Source organism: Bradyrhizobium sp. BRP19 (assembly GCF_020194195.1).
In the GTDB taxonomy this organism is placed as follows: Bacteria; Pseudomonadota; Alphaproteobacteria; order Rhizobiales; family Xanthobacteraceae; genus Bradyrhizobium; species Bradyrhizobium yuanmingense.
This window is the reverse complement of sequence record NZ_JADYVZ010000014.1, coordinates 28,593-47,170: the sequence shown is the minus strand read 5'-3', so window position 1 is coordinate 47,170 and position 18,578 is coordinate 28,593. Positions and strand designations below refer to the sequence as shown.

Below are 18,578 nucleotides of genomic sequence, written 5' to 3'. Positions count from 1 at the left end.
ACGTCCCATGGCGCCCAAGCACCATCCGACACCGCTCTCCGGAGGCGACCGAAAGGCGCTCAGCAAGGAGCTGGGGAGGGCACGCGCGATGACCGGCATCCTCGCTGCCCAAGCCTCCGAGGCTCGCGCCAAAGGGGAGGCCCTGATCCGTCAGGCCGACAAGTTGCTCTCCGAATCCTGGAACGAGCGGATGTGGGCCGACGGCGGCCCGATCGACCCGTCGCCGACTGTCGACCAAGCGATCAACGGCGGTTATCCGTGGCTCGAAATCGAATGCTCGAGATGCAAGGCAAAACGCGAGGTCGACATGGCTGCGCTGCGTCATCCGCCCACGACGGCCGTCCATGATCTCGCGAGTAGACTCCGGTGCAGCAAGTGCGCAAAGGCCGGTCGCCGGCCGCCGGCGACGCTGCTACAGCTCTCGCAGCGAGCCCGCCATCCGGACCCGGAAGCCTGAATGTGTAACCTCTACTCGATCACCACCAACCAGTCCGCCATCAGCGCGCTATTCCGTGTCGTCAACCGCTACGTCGGCAACCTCGCACCGATGCCCGGCGTCTTTCCCGACTACAAGGCGCCGGTCGTCCGAAGCGGCGCCGAGGGCCGCGAGCTCGTTACCGCGCGCTGGGGCATGCCGTCCTCGTCGAAGGCGCTTATGGACGCCACGAAGAAGCGGGCAGACAAGCTGCAGGCCAAGGGCAAGACAGTCGATTTCAAGGAATTGCTCCGGATGGAGCCGGATTCCGGAACCACAAACATCCGCAACGTGAAGAGCAAGCACTGGACGCGCTGGCTGGGGCCGGAGCACCGCTGTGTGGTGCCGTTCAACTCGTTCAGCGAGTTCAACAAGGCCGAGGGCGGCGATATCTGGTTCGCGTTAGACGAGAGCCGTCCGCTTGTCTGCTTCGCCGGCATTTGGACCGAGTGGACGTCGGTGCGAAAAGTCAAGGAAGGCGAGACCACCAACGACCTCTACGCATTCCTCACGACGGAGCCGAACGCCGAAGTCGGCGCAATCCACCCGAAGGCCATGCCCGTGATCCTGACGACGCCCGACGAGGTCGAGACCTGGATGACGGCGCCGGCCGAGGAAGCCTTGAAGCTGCAGCGGGCTCTGCCGGACGGAGCGCTCAAGATCGTAGCGCGCGGCGTAAAGGAAGATCCCGCGCCGGCGACAAGGGCTATCTAACCTGGTAGGTGCCGGGCATTCCCAAAACGACCACATCCCACGCGTGGTTGGTGTGGACGAACTCGTTTCCACCTTCCCTGTCGGTCACCTTCGCATAGACGAGAAAGTGCGTACCGACATCGTGCGCGCGCCGCAGCGCCTTCGGAAACCTCACGCGCAGGTCCCGGGAAATCCCCTGTCCGGCGATCGGCCGGACGTGCAGATCGCCGTGCAGTCCGCCACCGCTCTCGCGATAGGTCTCCACGATGATGCGGATGTATGGTTCTTCGGGCTTACCCATAAGGCCTCGAAAATCGGGCCGATATCTTGCCTTGTGCCAAGCCGGCGGGCAACCGGCGCCCGCGGAACAGGTGGACAAGCTTCAACCCTGCGGAATGCGAATCCCTGCTGCGTGCTAACTGCCTCGGAACGAGAGGCGGGCGGAAGGATTCGTCCAGCAGGAGTGATCTCGATGCTGATGACGAAGTAAGGACGGCCGGCGACCGAACTTTGCGCGGCTGGGCGATCAGCGTGCTGCAGGAGGCAGCAGGAAAATTGGCCATCTGTCCGCAGCGCCCCCGGGCACGTCCGAAAACGTCGTGAATCGCTTGTTTTCCAGGTACCTCGTGGAGCTTTTGACCGGTATTGTGGGCCCATGGACGCGCTGACCCAGCCCCTCAGAGACGGGCATACTCTGGACCCGGCGGACCTGGCCGCAATGGCCGACGCGCTGGCTCAGTCGACCGATTACAGGGTCCTTCGACGCTTGATCCCCCGATCTCCCTACACGCCGGCCGCCGGGCAGGAGGTCAGGACCGGCATCCTGCTCGACACGGAGACAACCGGCCTCGACCACGCGAAAGACGAGATCATCGAGCTCGGGATGGTCAAGTTCGACTACACGCCGGGGGGGCGGATCGTCGGCGTCAGAGACACGTTCTCCGCTTTCAACGAACCGAGTGCGTCGATCACCGCGGAAGTGACGGCACTCACCGGGATCACCAACGAAGTGGTTGCCGGTCAAAAATTCGACGATGCCGCCGTCACGGCGTTCGCCGAAAGCGGGGTCATTACGATCGCGCATAACAGCTCTTTCGACAGAAGGTTCGTCGAGCGCCACTGGCCCGTGTTCGAGCACAAGGCCTGGGGCTGCAGCATGAGCGAGATCGACTGGCGCAAACACGGCTTCGCGGGAGCGCAACTCGGCTATCTGCTGAACGGTGCCGGTTTTTTCCACCAGGGGCATCGGGCCGTCGACGACTGTCACGCTCTGCTGGAGGTGCTGGCATCCGAGCTTCCGACCACCGGTTCGACAGCGCTGGCGCTGTTGCTGGAGACCGCCCGCAAGCCGACGATGCGGGTCTGGGCGGAGCAGACCGCATTCGAACTCAAGGACTCGTTGAAGCGGCGCGGCTATCGTTGGAACGACGGTAGCGACGGGCGCGCCAAGTCCTGGTTCAGAGACGTCGACGAGACCGCGCTCGACGATGAGATCGCGTTCCTCCGGACCGAGATCTACATGCAGAACGTCGAGCCAACCGTGCAGAGGTTGACCGCGTTCACGCGGTTCTCGGGCCGCATCTAACTACCGTTCCGGCTGACGGAGAGCTCAGTCCGCAGGTGGCTTCAACGGGCTATCCACCCACTTGCGAGCGGCAGGGTCGTGCAAAGGATCGTCGTCGCAAACCGGACAAACATAGCGCTCCTTGCCGGGGCCCGCGTCGCTCTTGACGAGTTTCATGGGCCTTCCGCAGGCCGGACACGCCTTCCGGATCGGGTGCAGCACAGCCATGTCGAATTTTCCTGCCGTCGGCAGCTTAGGCCCGCCTGAGGCGTCGGTACAAGGCGCGTTGGAAAGTTTTCAGACCTCCGCGCCTGCGCCGCTTGACTCCCCGAGTGCAGGCCACTCAAATTTGAGGAGTGATGTCGTGGGGGGGGGGCGCCATGGAGCAGGAATTCTATCGGGGTCTCGCGCACCGGGTCCGGACCATTGCCGAAAGAGCCGACCCATTCACCCGGCGACGCCTCCTCGACCTGGCGAAGCGGTATGATTCGAAGGGCGGCCAGGCGTTGCGATCCTCCCCGCCCGAGCGCCCGCTTCCCCTGCCTCGAACGACGCCCGCAACGTCGATCTTCTCCGGGCCCGGCGAGGCCTGACACGCGAGCGGCGGAGAAAGCCTTCGCGGCAGGGTCAGGCCGCCGATTCCTCTTCGAGCGCCACAACGTCTTCGGTCAGCCTCGTCTCAAGCCGTAGACTATTGACCTTGGCGCTGCGATGCCGGAATCGGCTGCCCCGCATCAGCACGAAATTGAATTTGCCGGCGATCAGCATCTGCAGGATCGGCGTCAGCGCGTCCCGCGGGATTCCGATGTTGCCCAAGATCGCGTCCTGCGTGACGTGGAGCGACCCCAATGCGATGGGGTGCAAGTCTCTGCGCCGCTCCTCTTCCAGGTCGAACGAAGGGAGCAGCGAAATCTCCGCCCTCTCGGTCTTCTGCCCCGACGGCCGCAACAGCCGCCCCTTGACCTGCAGGTGGCGAAATTCGTCGTAGGGGTCGATCGGCTGCCGCTCGCTGTTGAGCGAAAACGAGTAGCCCCAATCCCATCCCTCGATCGCCACGACGTAGTCGACGATCTTCTCGCGCGGCTTGCGGCGGCGTTTTTTCGCTGACTTGGTCGGCTTCGGCTCGCCAGTCATCGCTCGCACTCTCGATAACTGCGTCAGGCCATCCGGCCGGATCTGAGGCGGCCTAGCGGCCGAGACGCTTCTCGACGCGCTTGCGGGAATTGCCGACCTTCTTGACGGCCTTCTTCACCGCCGATGCCGAGCGCCCGGTCTTCTTCGCTTCGTAGCGGACTTCGTAGTCCTGTCCCCTGGCGACGCGTACCCGGTCCTGCTTGCGTCCACGCGCGGTCTTCTTCGCTGCCGCCATCGGCTCCTCCTCTTGCGAACTTGATGACGATTCAACGCCGCAATGATTCGCGGGTTCCGGAAACGAATCCTGCCGGCCCGGCTTGAGTCCGCAGGTTGTTGCGTCACCTACAACAACATCTTGTTGAAGTTGCGCCAATTCTCCGATTAACATTTTGGTTGATTGCGCCAGATTCGACTACGTTCATTTCAATGAGAGCCATTTGGAATTACTTGAAGGGCTTGTTCGGGGGCGAGGAAGGGATGCCGTTGCACGGCAAGATCGCCCTACCGCTCGTCGCAGTCGGCGTCGCGCTCCTGTCTCCCGGATGGAAGGACGCGGCAATCGCCTACCTGAACAAATCCTACGGTCTGGGATTGTCGCTCGACGCGCCTTGGTGGGCTGGCACAGTCTGCGTCGTCCTCGCTGTCGTGGTCTTCCTGGTCGGGCATTTGACATCGACGGCAAAGCCCGCCGGGCAGTTCGTCGCAATCCGGCATCAGTCCTTCCAGCCGCTCACCGGGCCGCTTCCCAAGGAAGCATTGCCGCGCCAGATGCGCGGCCGGAAGCTCGTCACGTACGACTGCGATCAGTCCAACTTTCTCAGTCTCGGCGCCTTCGATCCCATCGGCGCCGTCAGGCAGCAACAACGAATGATCACAGAGATTGCCGGGATTTTGAAGGCCGATTCCTCTGCCGCTCTCGGTTACTACGGGATCGTGCACATCCCCCTCCAGTTGCTGGCGGGATGCGGCGTCTCGACCTTTCCGCAGGTCGCACTTTTCGACCTTCATCGTGAAACTAGCACTTGGCGCGAACTGCGGGCAGGAAGCGGCCCAGACCTCGGGGTGAAGACGTCAAGAACGACCGATCCTCCGCATCCCATCGCCTGCGTGATCCGCGTGGAAGTGAGCTATGCGGTGCGAGCCGACGACGTCGCCGAGGTCGTCGCCGGGCCGTACCGCGACTATTCCGTTTCGATCGGCAAGCCAGGCATCGACAAGGTCACGCACTACGGGCAGGTCGATGAGATCAGTTCGGCCTTCCGCAGCGTTCTCGACGAGATCCACGGCGAACTTCCCAGCAACCTCGTCGTTCACGTCTTTTACTCCGGCCCGGTCGGGCTCGGCTTCACCCTCGGCCGTCGCATCAGCAGGACGATCCACAACCCGGTGGTCGTGTACAACTACACCGCCAACACGAAGCCCGCCTACGCCTGGAGCGTCGAGGTCACAAAGGAAGGACGGCCGGAAGACATGGTGGCCGTGTACAAATGACCATGTTCAACCTGACCGCCGATCTCCAGACCTTCTATGACAAGCACGTCCGACTCGGCGTGGATCGCAGGAAGAAGCTCGCCGAACACCGAGATCTCAATATCGTCCGGCTGAAGAATGGCCTGGACGACCTCGCGGAGGAGTCGAAACGCCCGCGCCCCCATCCGTACGACTGGCAGAACCAGGGCGGCTACGCGATGCACACCCTCAATCAGGACCCGCGCGATGACAACGACTATGACATAGACGTGGCGCTGCTGTTCGAACGTTCGGCCCTTCCGGAAGATCCCCGCGCTGCCCGCCAGCGCGTCGCCGACGCACTCTGCAAGCGCTGCACCAATTTCACGCAGGAGCCCACGGCGCGCACCAACGCCGTCACCGTGTGGTACGCCGAGGGCTACCACATCGATTTCGCCGTGTACCGGACCTACTCGGATGATTTCGGTCGACAGAGAATCGAACATGCCAGCACCGAATGGAAGGAGCGCGATCCGCAGGAAATCAACAAGTGGTTCCAGAACGCCGTAAGCACGAAAAGCCCGGCCGGCGGCCTCTTGGCAAAGGTGCCGGAAGGACAGCTTCGGCGCATCGTGCGCTTCCTGAAGTGGTTCACGCGGTCGCGGCCGTCATGGAGCCTCCCCGGTGGCTTGATCGTCTCTACTCTCGTTGTCGAGTGCTACAGGCCTAGCTTCGACCGGGACGACGTGGCGCTGTACGACACGATCGTCGCTCTCAGAAATCGGCTCGCCGCCGACACGAGGGTTTATAATCCGGCTGACCGCTCCGAGTTCACCGCCAACTCCGAGATCGCCAACCAGGTGAAGAGGTTTAAGGACCAACTGGACATGGCCGTCGGGAAACTCGCCGCACTTTTCGAAAGAGATTGCGACCGGACGAAGGGGCGCAGCGCTTGGGACTGGGTGTTCGTCCACGGCTTCTGGGGCGATAAGGAGGTCGCAAAGGTTGCCATGGACGAAGCGCTCGCGAGCTCGGCGCTGCCGACCCCGTACTTCGTCAAAATCCGATGCGAGCTCGCGAGGACGGAAGGGACAAAGACGTACAAACGGTACGAAAGCGGCTCCTACGTTCTTCCGAAGAATGTCGCGCTGAAATTCACCGTCGAGTCCACCAACGTGCCGGCTCCTTACAAAATCGTATGGCACGTCGACAACCACGGAGACGAAGCGGCCGAACACAAGCAACTGACGTGGGAAACTCCCCCCTCCGACAGCTTCGAGAAGTGGACCAGCACGGCCTTCAAGGGATCTCACCGTATGATCTGCCGCATCTGGAAAGACGGCCGCGTGCAGGCGGAGACCTCGCACATCGTCAAAATCGCGCCAGGACGCTGGTGGAAACGATAGTCAGGACAGGAAGGCGGAGGTCGCAGGCGTTCGGCTTTGGGGCGTGCCCTTCTACCAGACGAAGAAGGAGGGCGGCGAACACGTCCTGACCTGCCACGGCATGGCCGGCGTGTATGGAAACCTTCTGGACGCCCTCCTGGCGAAGTGGCCTGACGACACTAAGGATTCCTAATCAACCGGCCGCCTTCATCCGCTTTTCGGCTGTAGCACGAGGAAAGCCTGATCGCGTCATTCCGGCGGACCGCGCTTCTTTAGAAACTCGTCCACCGCCTGCAGCAGCAGAACATGCATCTTAGTCCTATCTCGATGCGCGATCTCCCGCAGCGCGTCGTACGTCGCCGGCTCCAGATAGAGCGACATCTGGCGCGCTCGGTTCCTTCAGCGTGCCCATGGCGCGCGGCGGCGACGCGGGCGCCTCGCCCGGATCGGTCGACACCTGTCGGAGCGATTGCCGTTCGGCCCGGGCGGCGCCGGGCGCCGGCACCGCACCATCGAAGCCACCACGATCGGACGCGGGACCGGGCGCAAGCGTCGGCGCGTCCGCAACGAGGTCTGCGAGAAGGTTCTTCCGTGTCGCCACCTCGCCCCTCCTTGTCCAAGGCCCTGGAGCCCGTCCTGTGATCCTGTGATCCATTGATCCTGCGGTCACAGGAACTATGGACGGCGAAGCTTAAGAAACGCTGTTGTGCGGACGGATCCGCTCCCCCTGGACTGGCGCCGATCGGCCCGTTCGAGACGTCTCCGATCGCCTCGAAATCGACTGACATTGAGGCCCGAATCGACCCGCCCGGTGGTACACCGCGGTGGTCACAGATCGCGGCCGGGCTATTTGGGAATCCTTGTTTTCCAGCGGATTTCGCGCAATCGCAGCCTAGCGGAGGAGAGTCCCACTCTCTCCGCCACCCGCTCAAATCAATGGCGCCGGCTTATTTGCCTTCGGGGCCAGCAATCGTCGCCAAGCGTCCGAGCAGGGCCGCCTCGGCCCTGGAAGTCAGACGGTAGCCTTCCGCCATCTCGGCCATGTCGCCGCGGGCGACGCACGCGTCCCACCAGTCCCTCACAAAGCCCTCGGCGTACCCGCGCGTGTTGAAGCCGTAAGGTTCGGTGACAAGGTCGAAAGCGATCATCAGCTCGTAACAAGGCGAGTCGTAGGAGGTGCCGGTCTCGGACCGGCCCAAGAAAGCTTCGAAGGATCTGGCCGTACGAAGGCTCGAATAAAGCCAGAACATCAGTCCATACATCAGATGTGAGCGCTCGTCGTCGTGCAGGGCAAAGAAGCCCTTCTCGTCCACGATCTGCCGGGCCAAGGTGCGCAACATTCGCTCGCCGTGCGGCAGACGGTCGCCGACGGCGGCCAAGGCTCGCACCACGATTGGCGATAACGTTCCCCGCTCGACGGTCGCGATCGCAGCGGCCCGATCCTCCTCAGCAGTGTCGTACTCGGACTCCTCCACCAAGCCGCGAATGAAGGTCTCGAAGTCCGGCGCGACGACGACGATACGGCAGTCATCCTCCTGGTCGACGTACACGACCTGCGGCTCGCCCCGCTTTCCGCAGCTCCGGTAGTCCAGCATGATCAGTTCGTGGCCGCCGGCCGGCGTGTCGGCGATTCCGACGCCAATCGGCGGGTAGCCCCATTCCTCGATCATGAACTTGGCGCCAAACTTCCCGGCGAGTGAATAGGTGGACGTACGGCCAAGAGCGAAGAGCCCCTCGATAGCCACGTGGTCCTCCGCCCAGCCTGTACGCTCCTTCATTGGATGGCAGTTGCGCTTGACCATTCCGCCATTGTGGCGCCGTGCGAGGTCGACATAGGCCGCCGGCAGCCGATACCCTCCGATTTCATGCTCAATGGAGGCGATCAGCTCGTCGGTCGGCGGAGGCTCGACATAGTTCTCCAGGGAATACGGACAGTCGTCCCAGAAGCCTTCGAAGTCGAAGTCGTCAAAGAGCCGTTTCGTCGCCATCTTCATTACCTCGTCGTGTTACGAGGCGTGTCTAAGCGCCCAGTAGCCAGGACCGTTGATTGCCACCCTTCGGAATGAAAACAGCTTATACGTCAATCAGGATTGACTGACACTCTCTCCGCCATTTGCTGCCGCTCATAACGGTTTGGTCGCAGGCTCGAGTCCTGCCGGTGCGGTTGAGGCGCTTAGTTGCTTTCATTGCTGGGTAGCGGCTTCATATTCGTGGGGTCATGCCCTCAGGAGCTTATTCCGTGCCGCAAGCGATCCTATCCGCGCAGAGCCGACCCCTCCGTTCCCGTGCCGAGTTAGCCTCCATCATCATAAGCGCCTATGAGCGCATCGAGCGGGACCGGCACCGCAATTGCTGGATCTATGTGCGGCCCATGGAAGAAGCGCTGGCTGAGGTTGATGCACTTGTGCAACGAGCGGAAGAGGGTGAAGTCCTGCCGCTCCTTGGCGTGCCATTCGGCGTCAAGGACAATATTGACGTTGAGGCCATGCCAACGACAGCAGCCTGCCCGTCATTCGAATATAGGGCTGCGCAATCGGCCAGATGCGTCGAGAAATTGGCGGCCGCGGGTGCGATCTGTCTTGGCAAAACCAACCTGGATCAGTTCGCAACCGGACTGTCCGGCGCCCGCTCCCCTTACGGCGCCTGTTCCAGTGCGGCGGACGATCTGTATGTCTCCGGTGGTTCGAGCTCCGGCTCGGCTGCTGCCGTAGCATCCGGCCATGTTGCCTTCGCTCTCGGCACAGATACCGGCGGCTCAGGCCGGATTCCCGCGGGTTTCAACGGAATCATCGGGATCAAGCCAACCGTCGGCCTCGTCTCGTCCCGGGGACTTGTGCCGAACTGTCCGACGCTCGATTGTCCCTCGATCTTCTGCAATTCCATTGCCGAAGGTCGAATTCTGCTCGGGTTGATCGAAGGATTCGACGACAGTGATCCCTTTAGCCGCCAACGGATTGCCTCGTCCTTCCCATCTCCTCGCAAATTCCGGTTCGGCCAGGTCCCTGTCGGTCATCTCAATTCATTCGGCATGCCGGAATGCGATGACCTTTACAGGCAGGCCTGCACGAGGCTTTCGGGATTGGGAGGTCAAGCCAGGAACATTGACTTCGCGCCTTTCGCCGAAGCCGGTGAAATGCTCTTTTCAGGGCCTTGGATTGCCGAACGTCATGCGGCGATCAGCAAGCTCATGAACATCGATCATGGAGACCTGCTTGACGTCATCCGCAACGTGCTGAGCGGAGCTGCCCGGTTTTCCGCAACAGATGCATTCGCCGCGCAACATCGACTTTGGAAGCTGCGACGCCAGATCCAAACGCTTTTCGAGGAGATCGATGTTCTGGTGGTACCGACCGCGCCACGCCCCTTCACGATTGCGGAGATGATGGAAGATCCCATCACGCTCAACAACCGCCTCGGTTACTACTCCTATTTTGCCAATCTCGTGGACTTGTGCGCGGTGTCGGTTCCCAATGCAACGCTCGGCAACGGCATGCCGATGGGTATCACTTTGCTGGCACCTGCGTGGCGCGACCATGTTGTTCTCGACCTTGCCGAACGATGGCTGCCCGATGCGAAGGCCAGACTGTTCGATCTAAAGGAATATCCGAAGGCCGCCTCCTAGACCACTTCGAGATCGAGGGCGCGCAGATTGAGGATCACAATCAGGCCCCGGTGATAACGGATGACGCCTCTTGCCTGCATGCGGGAAAGCTGCACCGTCACCCATTGGCGGGTTGAGCCGATCAGATTGGCGAGATCACCATGCGTGAACGGGATCCCGATCACGATCTCGCGGCCCTGCTGCGAACCGTAGATCTTCGAGAGGAAGACCAACAGACGATGCAGCCGCTCGGTCACCGAGCGGGTCCCCAGCATTTGCGCCATGGCCGAGTAGCACCGTGCCTTGAAGGCGAGCGCATCCAGCAGCGCGACTGCGATACTTGCCGATTGAAGCGCCAGCGCGCGCAGGGCTGGGCCGGGCAAGAACGTCACTCGGCTTCGTTCCACTGCAACCGAAGACCATACGTGGGCACCAGTACCGAACAGATCGGGGCCGCCGACGAAATTGCCGGCGAACCAGTAGGCCAGCGTCACCTCGCGTCCGGAAGGCGCCGCGTAGTAGCTGCGAATACGCCCCTCTTCGATCAGATAAATGCCGTTCTGCAGATCGCCCTGACGCCAGACATGCTTGCCTGCCGGCAGGACCTCCTCGCGGCCGATGGCGAGGACACGGCGCCGGTCAGCCTCACACAACGGATCCAACAAGCTCGGCAGCGACCCGACCAGAGCATCCGATCCCGCCAGCATGATGCCGGTCGCATTCCTGAGACTTGCCGCTGACATCTGCTCGCTCCCCTGCCGCCGCAGGGGAAAGCTATTCAAGAGCCATGCCAGAACATATCGTCAGGCGCCTACGTCTTGATTTCCATCTGCTCGAAGGCCCTGCGGCCTTCCGAGCGGATCAGGTCAAGGCAATCCCGCTTGAGGGCGAGATAGGCGGCCTCCGCGACAATGGCGCTGGAGCGCGGCCGCGGCAGGCTCACCTGAAGATCCCTGAGGATGCGGCCAGGTCCGGCGCTCATGATCAGCACACGGTCAGAGAGAAGGATCGCTTCATCGATGTCGTGTGTGACGAAGACGATTGTTGCATTGATCCGCTCGCGGAGCTCGAGCAGATTGTCCTGCATGACCGCCCGGGTCTGCGCATCCAGCGCTCCGAACGGCTCGTCCATCAACAGGACACGCGGTTGATTGGCGAGGGCACGGGCAATCGCAACCCGCTGCTGCATGCCCCCGGATAGCGTGTGCGGATATGCCGACGCAAATCTGGTCAGGCCGATCATCTCGATGAGACCGTCGGCAATCCGCAGCGCCTCCGCTTTCGGCTTGCCGAGAGCGCGGGGCCCGTGCGCGATATTCCGGCGCACCGATTTCCACGGAAACAGATGTGGCTGCTGGAAGACCATTCCGATCTCGGGTCGTGGCTTGCGCATTGCTTCGCCGGCCATGAGCACCTGGCCTCCGAACGGCCGCTCGAGGCCGGCCATTGCATTCAGCAGCGTGGACTTGCCGCAGCCGGATGGACCGACGATCGAGACGAATTCCCCCTGGGCTACTGCCAGGGATACGCGGTCGACTGCGATGACCTGCCCGCTCGGCGCATCGAAGACGATGCTCAAATCCTCGACCCGGATGATCGCCTGACGCGCCGCGGCGGACGGCGGGTACGTATCCACGAGCCTGAGCGGCTGGTCTGGACGAAGCAGGCTCGGGATCATCGCCACCACACAGCACGTTCGGCAAGAATTGCGAAGGAACGGTCGGCGATGAAGGAAAGCAGCCCGAGAGCCGCCAGCCCGCCCATGACCTGACCCGTTTGCATGTTCTGTTGCGCAATTTCGATACGATAAACGATACCGGCGAACGCTCCCGCCAACTCGGCGGCGACCAGCGTGTAGAAGGAGATGCTCACCGCGGTTCGAAGACCGACCGTGATATAGGGCAGCGCGCCAAGAAGGACGATCTCCCACAGCATCTGCGGTTGCGGCGTGCCGAGCATCTGGGCGGCTCGGATAAGTCCGTGGTCGACTTTCTGCACCCCGATGTGGGTCGCCAGCCATACCGTGAAGAACACGCCCCAAACGACCAGGAAAAGCTTGCCTGTCTCCGAGAGGCCAAACCAAAGGATGACGATCGGCACGAAGGCTATGGGAGGAATTGGGCGAAGGATGTGAAACAAGGGCGAAAGCAGGCTGGACACCAGCCGAAACCGGCCGGTCAGGATGCCGAGCACGATTCCGCCCGCGGCCCCGATGGCAAATCCCGCGGCCACGCGCGCGAGGCTCGCCATCAGGTCGGCGAAGAATTGTCCGCTGCGAATCCATTCGAGAACGGCAACGGCGACGGTCGATGGCGGCGGAAACAGCACGGTGTTCACGATGCCGGAGCGCGCAACCAGTTCCCACATGCCTGTGAAGGCGGGCACGGAGAGGACGGCGACCAGTACGCTCAGCCGTTCGGTCGCGCTGCTGCGTCTGCCGACGCTCACGGGCGTGCCCCCAGCGTGACGCGAGCTGAATCGAGCGCCTTCAGCGGCGCCGTCACCAGGACTTTCGTGAAATCGGGCATGCTCGCTCCAGGGGGATGATTGCCGGTCTCGAGCCGCCAGGCGGCATGGGTTTTCAGAGTCGTGAGAATCCTGTCGTCGAGGCGCACATGGTAGACGTAGTCCGTCCAGATCGACGCCAATTCATCGCGTTTCATCCCAGTCGCCGCTGCGATGACGTCGATTGCTTCACCCGGATTCGCCTTGAGCCAGCCCTCGGCTTCGATGAGGGACGCCAGGAACTTGCTGACGATCGCCGGGTTGGCGGCGAGGTAAGACTGCGTCACGACGATATTGAAGGTCTCCGAGTAGAGACCTTTGGTATCAAGCGGGATCGCGCCTTCGCCGAGAGCCTTCTTCGCATTCGCGACGTGTGGCTCCCAGGTGTCGAATGCGTCGATGCTGCCGGCCGCCATCGCAGGGAGCATCTCCTGCGGTCGCAGGTTGACGAGCGTCACGTCCTTCGACGTCAGGCCCGCCGCTTTCAACAGAACCGAGGTGTAGACCTCGCTGCCGGTTCCGGCCGTGAAGGCGATTCGCTTTCCACGCAGATCGGCCTTCGTCTTGATTCCGGCAGAAGCTGCGGTCATGGTCTTGAGATCCGAATATTCCATCCCCGCCACGAAGGCGATGGGCTGTTGCGCCATCGCGGCCGCCGTGACCGGCGCCTCGGCTGTTGTCGCGAAATCCGCCCCTCCCCCAATCACCGTATCGAGGCACTGCTTCCCGCTGGTGAAGTTGGAGACCGAGATGTCGAGCCCGTGCTTGGCGAAAAGGCCCTTCGCATTGGCAACGATCGCCAGTCCCGAGATCGGCCCAAGATTCTGGGCGAGCCGCGCCTTCAGCAATTCCTCGGCCGTCGCGCGCTCGGACGGCGCAAACAGGAAGGACGCAGATAGCACGAACACGGCGAAGCGAAGAGCAGTTGTTGATCGCATGCCAAACCCCTGTGATGCCGGCGATCGGAGGTGATCGACCTTGACGACAGGATCGTCTGAAGATCGAAGATCATGAAGCAATTAATCGACAAGGCCCTGCTGTCCACTTTTTGCGCAAGCAAAACAGCTTCCGACCGTGATCGGGGCAATAAATTCATCAAGCTGCTCACACCTTGGGCGCAGCATGGCCTGCGGCAGCGGCGCTCTGCTGGCTTTCGCCAAGCCCGACGCCGAATTCAATCAGAACCGATCGGGATTTCGGTACCGTTGCGTGCGCGGCGAAACCAGGCCCACGTCTGCCGCGTCACTGCGATGTAGCCCGGGCCCCGATAGACGATCCGATCGGCGACGATCCGGTTCAGTTTCGGCAGCGCATGGAAAGGAATCGAAGGATAGGCATGGTGTTCGACATGATAGGGCATGTTCCATGCGAACCAGCGCACGAACCTGGCGGTATAGGTGGTGCGGGTGTTCTGGAAGGCGCTGCGCGTGCGATCGCAGCCGGTGTGTTCGGCAAGCAGATACGGACGCAGAAACAATTGACCGACGATCACGGGGACGACCCAGACCCACAACAGGATCAAGGTGTGCAACGCGATCGATGCCAGCAACAGCGCGACGTAGCCTGCCAGATGGAGACGCGCCTCTGTCACGACGATGTGGCGTTTGCCTTCGGGAATCCAGGGTGACGTGGCGTTGCCGGTCAACGCATGGCGAAGCATCAGCCCCACCCGGAAGGCAACCTGCCGCAAGCCGCTGTAGACGATCACCAATTGCGCGTCCGAGGTCGGGATCGGAACCGACAGCAGTTCCGGATCCCTCTTTGGATCCTGCGTATACCGATGATGATCCCAGTGGAATAAACAGTAATATTCGTAAGGCAAGCCGACCGCGAACGAGGAGAGATGACCGAAGACGAGATTAAGCGCCCGGCTGCGAAATGCCGTCTTGTGGGCGGTCTCGTGGACCACCATGAACAGGAATGCGACAAAGTAGCCTTGGACGACCACCAGCGGCAACGCCCAGACGATTCCGTATTGCGATGAGACCAGCCAGATCAGCGCGCCGACAACGACGATCACGCCGTAGTGGCTGGCCGCGCGGATCAGACCCTGCCAATCGGACCGCACCGACAATTCGCGCAGCATGGCTGGAGTCAGCGGCTTCTCTCCGGTGGCAGTGATGGCATTGCTCATGATCGTGGTCGCCTCTTTTTCGGAATCGCACACTTGACCGTGCTCGTGAGGACGCTGGAATTGGCCAAGCACAGGCCGACCCTAGGAAGCGCGGCCGCAATGCAGAAGCAATTTATTTCGCCGGCGTTGGCTCGCCCGGCATCCCTGGACTGACACTCTCCTCGCCAGCCTTCGCAAACGACGTTTGCGCAAGGCTGGCGCGCCGAAGCCCGCAGGCCGAAGGCGGACTCGGTGCCGTTTGCTTCGGCTCGGCAAGCCTGCCGGGGGCAAGCTTCTCCTGCGCCCTCCGCCGCCGCTTCACCCCACCAGCTTCCACTTCCCATCCCCGGTCCGCTTCAACGCGGGGTCGCTCACCCGCACGTGCTCGGCGAGGAAATCGATGAACGCGCGCACGCGTGCCGGGAGCGGGGCGGTGTGGCCGACATAGACGGCGTGGATGTCTTCGCGGTCGCCGGGATTGTAGCCTTGCAGCACCGGGACGAGGCGGCCGGATTCGATGTCGGGGCCGATGTGGAAGAGCGCGAGGCGCGCGAGACCGACACTGCCGAGGCAGAGGCGGCGGGCGGCTTCGCCGTCGCTGGCGCGCGCGACCGGCGGGGGCAGGGCCTCCTCGGCGTGGTCGCCACGCCTGAACGGCCAGCCGCGGATGCTGCGTGGAAAGGTCCAGCCGATGCCGCGGTGGTCGGCGAGATCGGCCGGAATCTTGGGCATGCCGCAGCGGGCGAGATAATCCGGCGCCCCGACCACGACCATGCGGCTGGTGCCGAGCTTTCGCGCGACCAGCCGCGAGGCGCGCAGCGGACCGACGCGGATGGCGACGTCCGCGCGCTCCTGCATCAGGTCGATCACCGTATCGGTCAGCACGAGATCGAGCGTGACGTCGGGATGCTGGGCCAGAAACCGCGGGATCAACGGCATCACATGCAGCATGCCGAAGGGGATGTTGCAATTGACCGTGAGGCGGCCGCGCGGCGCCGCGCCCGAGGCCGCCTCGCGCTCGGCCTCCTCCATCTCGGCGAGGATGCGCAACGATCGCTCGTAGAAGGCCTGGCCTTCCGCCGTCAGCGTCAGCTTGCGCGTGGTGCGGTTGACGAGCCGCGCGCCGAGGCGCGCCTCCAGACGCGAGATCAGCTTGCTGACGCCCGATGGCGTCAGGCGCAGCTTTCGCGCGGCCTGGGTGAAGCCGCCGAGGTCCACGACGCGGACGAAGACCTCCATCTCGGCCGAGCGGTTGGTGTCGAAACGGGCCATGAATTCACGTCACAAATGATTGGATTGCGGACATTCTAATGGTTTGGCGGCAGCGCAGCTATCTGCGTGGCTCGTCTCATCCCTTGGAGCAACGCATGCCTCCTGCCGTCCTCGCGCTCACCGCCGGTGCCTTCGGCATCGGCACCACCGAATTCATCATCATGGGCTTGCTGCTGCAGGTCGCCGCCGACATGCACGTCTCGGTGCCGGTCGCGGGCCTGCTGATATCAGGCTATGCGCTCGGCGTGTTCGTCGGCGCGCCGGTGCTGACGCTGGCGACGCGGCGGATGCCGCGGAAAACCGTGCTGCTGGCGTTGATGGCGATCTTCACGCTCGGCAATGCGGCTTGCGCGCTCGCACCCACCTACGAATTGCTGATGGCCGCGCGGGTGCTGACCTCCCTCGCCCACGGCACGTTCTTCGGCGTCGGCTCGGTGGTGGCCACCAGCCTCGTCGCCGAGGACAAGCGTGCGTCTGCGATCGCCACCATGTTCATCGGCCTGACGGTCGCGACGCTCCTGGGCGTGCCCTTCGGTGCCTGGCTCGGCCTGATGCTCGGCTGGCGCGCGGCGTTCTGGGCGGTGACTGTCATCGGCGTGATCGCGTTTGCGGTCGTCGCCGCGCTCGTCCCCGGCGATGTCGGCGATGGCGACAAGCCGATCTCGCTTGCCGAGGAAGTGGCCGTGCTCGGCCGTCCGCAGGTGCTGCTCGGTCTTGCCATGACCGTGTTCGGCTTCGCCGGACTGTTCGTCGTCTTCACCTATATCCAGCCGATCCTGACGCGCTTCACCGGTTTCTCGGAGGCCGCGGTGTCGCCGATTCTGCTGGTGTTCGGCGTCGGCCTTGCGATCGGCAATGTCGCCGGCGGCAGGCTCGCCGATGCTGGCCTGGCGCGCGCCCTGGTCGGCACGCTGGCGGCGCTCGCGATCGTGCTGCTCGGCCTGGCCGCGGTGCTGTCGATCAAGATTCTTTCCATCGTGCTGATCCTGCTGCTCGGCGTCGCCGCCTTCGCGACCGTCGCCCCGCTTCAGCTTCGCGTGCTGGAAGCCGCAGGTTCCAGTGGCCGGACGCTCGCCTCCAGCCTCAACATCGCCGCGTTCAATCTCGGCAATGCGCTCGGCGCCTGGGCAGGCGGCCTCACCATCGACCGCGGGCTCGGCCTTTCGGCGCTGCCGCTGGTCGCGGCCGGCATCACCGCCATTGGCCTCGTTCTGGCGCTGTGGAGTCTCCGGCTCGATCCCGCGCCGGCAACCGTCGCGGTGTGCCCGGCGGAGTAGGAGAGCGATCATGGAATACCGCAATCTCGGCGCTCCCGGGCTCAAAGTCCCCGTCCTCAGCTTCGGCACCGGCACGTTCGGCGGCCAGGGTCCGTTGTTTTCCGCCTGGGGCCGCAGCGGCATCGATGAAGCCCGCAGGCTCGTCGATATCTGCCTCGATGCCGGCGTCAATCTGTTCGACAGCGCCGATGTCTATTCGAACGGCGCCTCCGAGGAGATCCTCGGTGCCGCGATCAAGGGGCGCCGCGACAAGGTGCTGATCTCGACCAAGATGAGCCTGCCGATGGGCGACGGTCCGCTCGATGCCGGCTCGTCGCGGCAGCGGCTGCTTGCCTCGGTCGATGCGGCGCTAGGACGGCTTGGCACTGACCATATCGATCTGCTTCAGCTCCACGCCTTCGACGCGTTCACGCCGATCGGGGAGGTGCTGTCCACGCTCGATATGCTCGTGCGCGCCGGTAAGCTGCGCTATGTCGGCGTCTCGAATTTCGCCGGCTGGCAGCTGATGAAGTCGCTCGCGATCGCGGACCGGCATGGCTGGCCGCGCTATGTCGCGCACCAGGTCTATTACTCGCTGCTCGGGCGCGACTATGAATGGGAGCTGATGCCGCTCGCGCGCGATCAGGGCGTCGGCGCTCTGGTCTGGAGCCCACTGGGCTGGGGCAGGCTCACCGGAAAGATCCGGCGCGGCCAGCCGCTGCCGCAAGGAAGCCGCCTGCATGCCACCGCACAGTTCGGTCCGCCCGTGGACGATGCGCGCCTCTACGCCGTCGTTGACGTGCTCGATGCGATTGCTGTGGAGGCCGCTCGGACCGTGCCGCAGGTCGCGATTGCCTGGCTGCTGTCGCGTCCCACGGTCTCCTCCGTGATCATCGGGGCGCGCGACGAAGCGCAGCTGCGCGACAATCTCGGTGCCGTCGGCTGGTCGCTGAGCGCGGACCAGATCAAGCGGCTCGATGAGGTCAGCGGGGTGATGCCGCCTTATCCGTACTATCCCTATCGCGTCCAGGAGGGCTTTGCGCGGCTCAATCCACCGTTGGTGTAGGAGCTTGCTCATGGAAGGCTGCGATTGCGACAGAGCGTCGCGACAATGCGCCATGCAGAATCGCG

The 18,578-nt window shown here is 63.2% G+C and carries 20 protein-coding genes; 9 read left to right on the top strand and 11 right to left on the bottom strand.

Features of this window, described 5'->3' with window-relative positions; translation table 11 throughout:
• Window positions 1–7 precede the first annotated feature (7 nt).
• Both I6F36_RS30175 and I6F36_RS30170 read left to right on the top strand, forming a co-directional pair.
• A complete protein-coding gene (locus I6F36_RS30175; RefSeq protein ID WP_225172751.1) occupies window positions 8–457 on the top strand; it encodes a zinc-ribbon domain-containing protein in 450 nt (149 codons plus the stop codon).
• Window positions 458–1,189 (top strand): SOS response-associated peptidase, encoded by a 732-nt coding sequence (locus tag I6F36_RS30170; RefSeq protein WP_225172750.1) that lies wholly within the window; start codon window positions 458–460, stop codon window positions 1,187–1,189.
• Here I6F36_RS30170 and I6F36_RS30165 read toward each other — a convergent pair.
• On the bottom strand, window positions 1,182–1,469 hold the full coding sequence (locus I6F36_RS30165; RefSeq protein WP_225172749.1) for a hypothetical protein: 288 nt from the start codon (window positions 1,467–1,469) through the stop codon (window positions 1,182–1,184). The genes I6F36_RS30170 and I6F36_RS30165 overlap by 8 nt on opposite strands.
• Before the next feature lie 354 nt (window positions 1,470–1,823).
• Here I6F36_RS30165 and I6F36_RS30160 point away from each other — a divergent pair, with 354 nt between their 5' ends.
• On the top strand, window positions 1,824–2,753 hold the full coding sequence (locus I6F36_RS30160; RefSeq protein ID WP_225172748.1) for a 3'-5' exonuclease: 930 nt from the start codon (window positions 1,824–1,826) through the stop codon (window positions 2,751–2,753).
• A 359-nt stretch (window positions 2,754–3,112) separates the two neighbouring features.
• Window positions 3,113–3,325: a hypothetical protein gene (locus I6F36_RS30150; RefSeq protein ID WP_225172746.1), complete on the top strand. Its 213-nt coding sequence runs from the start codon at window positions 3,113–3,115 to the stop codon at window positions 3,323–3,325.
• Between the two features lie 34 nt (window positions 3,326–3,359).
• Here I6F36_RS30150 and I6F36_RS30145 read toward each other — a convergent pair whose 3' ends face one another.
• Together I6F36_RS30145 and I6F36_RS30140 are read right to left on the bottom strand one after the other, a co-directional pair.
• The gene (locus tag I6F36_RS30145) at window positions 3,360–3,866 is read right to left on the bottom strand and encodes a hypothetical protein (protein WP_225172745.1); all 507 of its coding nucleotides are present in this window, start codon (window positions 3,864–3,866) and stop codon (window positions 3,360–3,362) included.
• Window positions 3,867–3,918: 52 nt separating this feature from the next.
• Window positions 3,919–4,101 (bottom strand): DUF3606 domain-containing protein, encoded by a 183-nt coding sequence (locus tag I6F36_RS30140; protein WP_225172744.1) that lies wholly within the window; start codon window positions 4,099–4,101, stop codon window positions 3,919–3,921.
• Window positions 4,102–4,313: 212 nt separating this feature from the next.
• Here I6F36_RS30140 and I6F36_RS30135 point away from each other — a divergent pair, with 212 nt between their 5' ends.
• Window positions 4,314–5,357, top strand: coding sequence for an SAVED domain-containing protein (locus I6F36_RS30135; protein ID WP_225172743.1), 1,044 nt, complete (start codon window positions 4,314–4,316; stop codon window positions 5,355–5,357).
• Window positions 5,354–6,721 (top strand): cyclic GMP-AMP synthase DncV-like nucleotidyltransferase, encoded by a 1,368-nt coding sequence (locus tag I6F36_RS30130; protein WP_225172742.1) that lies wholly within the window; start codon window positions 5,354–5,356, stop codon window positions 6,719–6,721. Before I6F36_RS30135 ends, I6F36_RS30130 begins: the two co-directional genes overlap by 4 nt.
• A 228-nt stretch (window positions 6,722–6,949) precedes the next feature.
• Here the strand turns inward: I6F36_RS30130 and I6F36_RS39740 are convergent, their stop codons facing one another.
• Together I6F36_RS39740 and I6F36_RS30125 are read right to left on the bottom strand one after the other, a co-directional pair.
• A complete protein-coding gene (locus I6F36_RS39740; RefSeq protein WP_276573740.1) occupies window positions 6,950–7,081 on the bottom strand; it encodes a hypothetical protein in 132 nt (43 codons plus the stop codon).
• Window positions 7,082–7,647: 566 nt separating this feature from the next.
• Window positions 7,648–8,694: an SMI1/KNR4 family protein gene (locus I6F36_RS30125; protein ID WP_225129874.1), complete on the bottom strand. Its 1,047-nt coding sequence runs from the start codon at window positions 8,692–8,694 to the stop codon at window positions 7,648–7,650.
• Between the two features lie 245 nt (window positions 8,695–8,939).
• Between I6F36_RS30125 and atzF the strand changes: the two genes are divergently transcribed.
• A complete protein-coding gene (atzF, locus tag I6F36_RS30120) occupies window positions 8,940–10,322 on the top strand; it encodes an allophanate hydrolase (RefSeq protein WP_225137202.1) in 1,383 nt (460 codons plus the stop codon).
• On the opposite strand, the gene I6F36_RS30115 is transcribed toward atzF, so the two are convergent.
• The 6 genes from I6F36_RS30115 to I6F36_RS30090 all read right to left on the bottom strand — a co-directional run bounded on the left by I6F36_RS30115 (window position 10,319) and on the right by I6F36_RS30090 (window position 16,191).
• A complete protein-coding gene (locus I6F36_RS30115; protein ID WP_225172741.1) occupies window positions 10,319–11,083 on the bottom strand; it encodes a Crp/Fnr family transcriptional regulator in 765 nt (254 codons plus the stop codon). The two genes, atzF and I6F36_RS30115, sit on opposite strands and share 4 nt — an antisense overlap.
• 29 nt (window positions 11,084–11,112) lie before the next feature.
• Window positions 11,113–11,988 (bottom strand): ABC transporter ATP-binding protein, encoded by an 876-nt coding sequence (locus tag I6F36_RS30110; protein ID WP_225148645.1) that lies wholly within the window; start codon window positions 11,986–11,988, stop codon window positions 11,113–11,115.
• Entirely contained in the window at window positions 11,976–12,749 is a 774-nt protein-coding gene (locus I6F36_RS30105; protein ID WP_225172740.1) for an ABC transporter permease, read from the bottom strand. The genes I6F36_RS30110 and I6F36_RS30105 overlap by 13 nt, the downstream gene beginning before the upstream one ends.
• Window positions 12,746–13,744, bottom strand: a complete 999-nt coding sequence (locus tag I6F36_RS30100; RefSeq protein WP_225172739.1) for an ABC transporter substrate-binding protein — start codon at window positions 13,742–13,744, stop codon at window positions 12,746–12,748. Before I6F36_RS30100 ends, I6F36_RS30105 begins: the two co-directional genes overlap by 4 nt.
• Window positions 13,745–13,980: 236 nt before the next feature.
• Window positions 13,981–14,940, bottom strand: a complete 960-nt coding sequence (locus I6F36_RS30095; RefSeq protein WP_225148648.1) for a fatty acid desaturase — start codon at window positions 14,938–14,940, stop codon at window positions 13,981–13,983.
• Between the two features lie 297 nt (window positions 14,941–15,237).
• Window positions 15,238–16,191, bottom strand: coding sequence for a LysR family transcriptional regulator (locus tag I6F36_RS30090; protein WP_109141763.1), 954 nt, complete (start codon window positions 16,189–16,191; stop codon window positions 15,238–15,240).
• Between the two features lie 95 nt (window positions 16,192–16,286).
• Here I6F36_RS30090 and I6F36_RS30085 point away from each other — a divergent pair, with 95 nt between their 5' ends.
• Both I6F36_RS30085 and I6F36_RS30080 read left to right on the top strand, forming a co-directional pair.
• Entirely contained in the window at window positions 16,287–17,468 is a 1,182-nt protein-coding gene (locus tag I6F36_RS30085; protein ID WP_225172738.1) for an MFS transporter, read from the top strand.
• 10 nt (window positions 17,469–17,478) lie between these two features.
• Complete coding sequence (locus I6F36_RS30080) at window positions 17,479–18,513, top strand: aldo/keto reductase (RefSeq protein ID WP_225172737.1); 1,035 nt, start codon at window positions 17,479–17,481, stop codon at window positions 18,511–18,513.
• The last annotated feature ends 65 nt before the right edge of the window (window positions 18,514–18,578 follow it).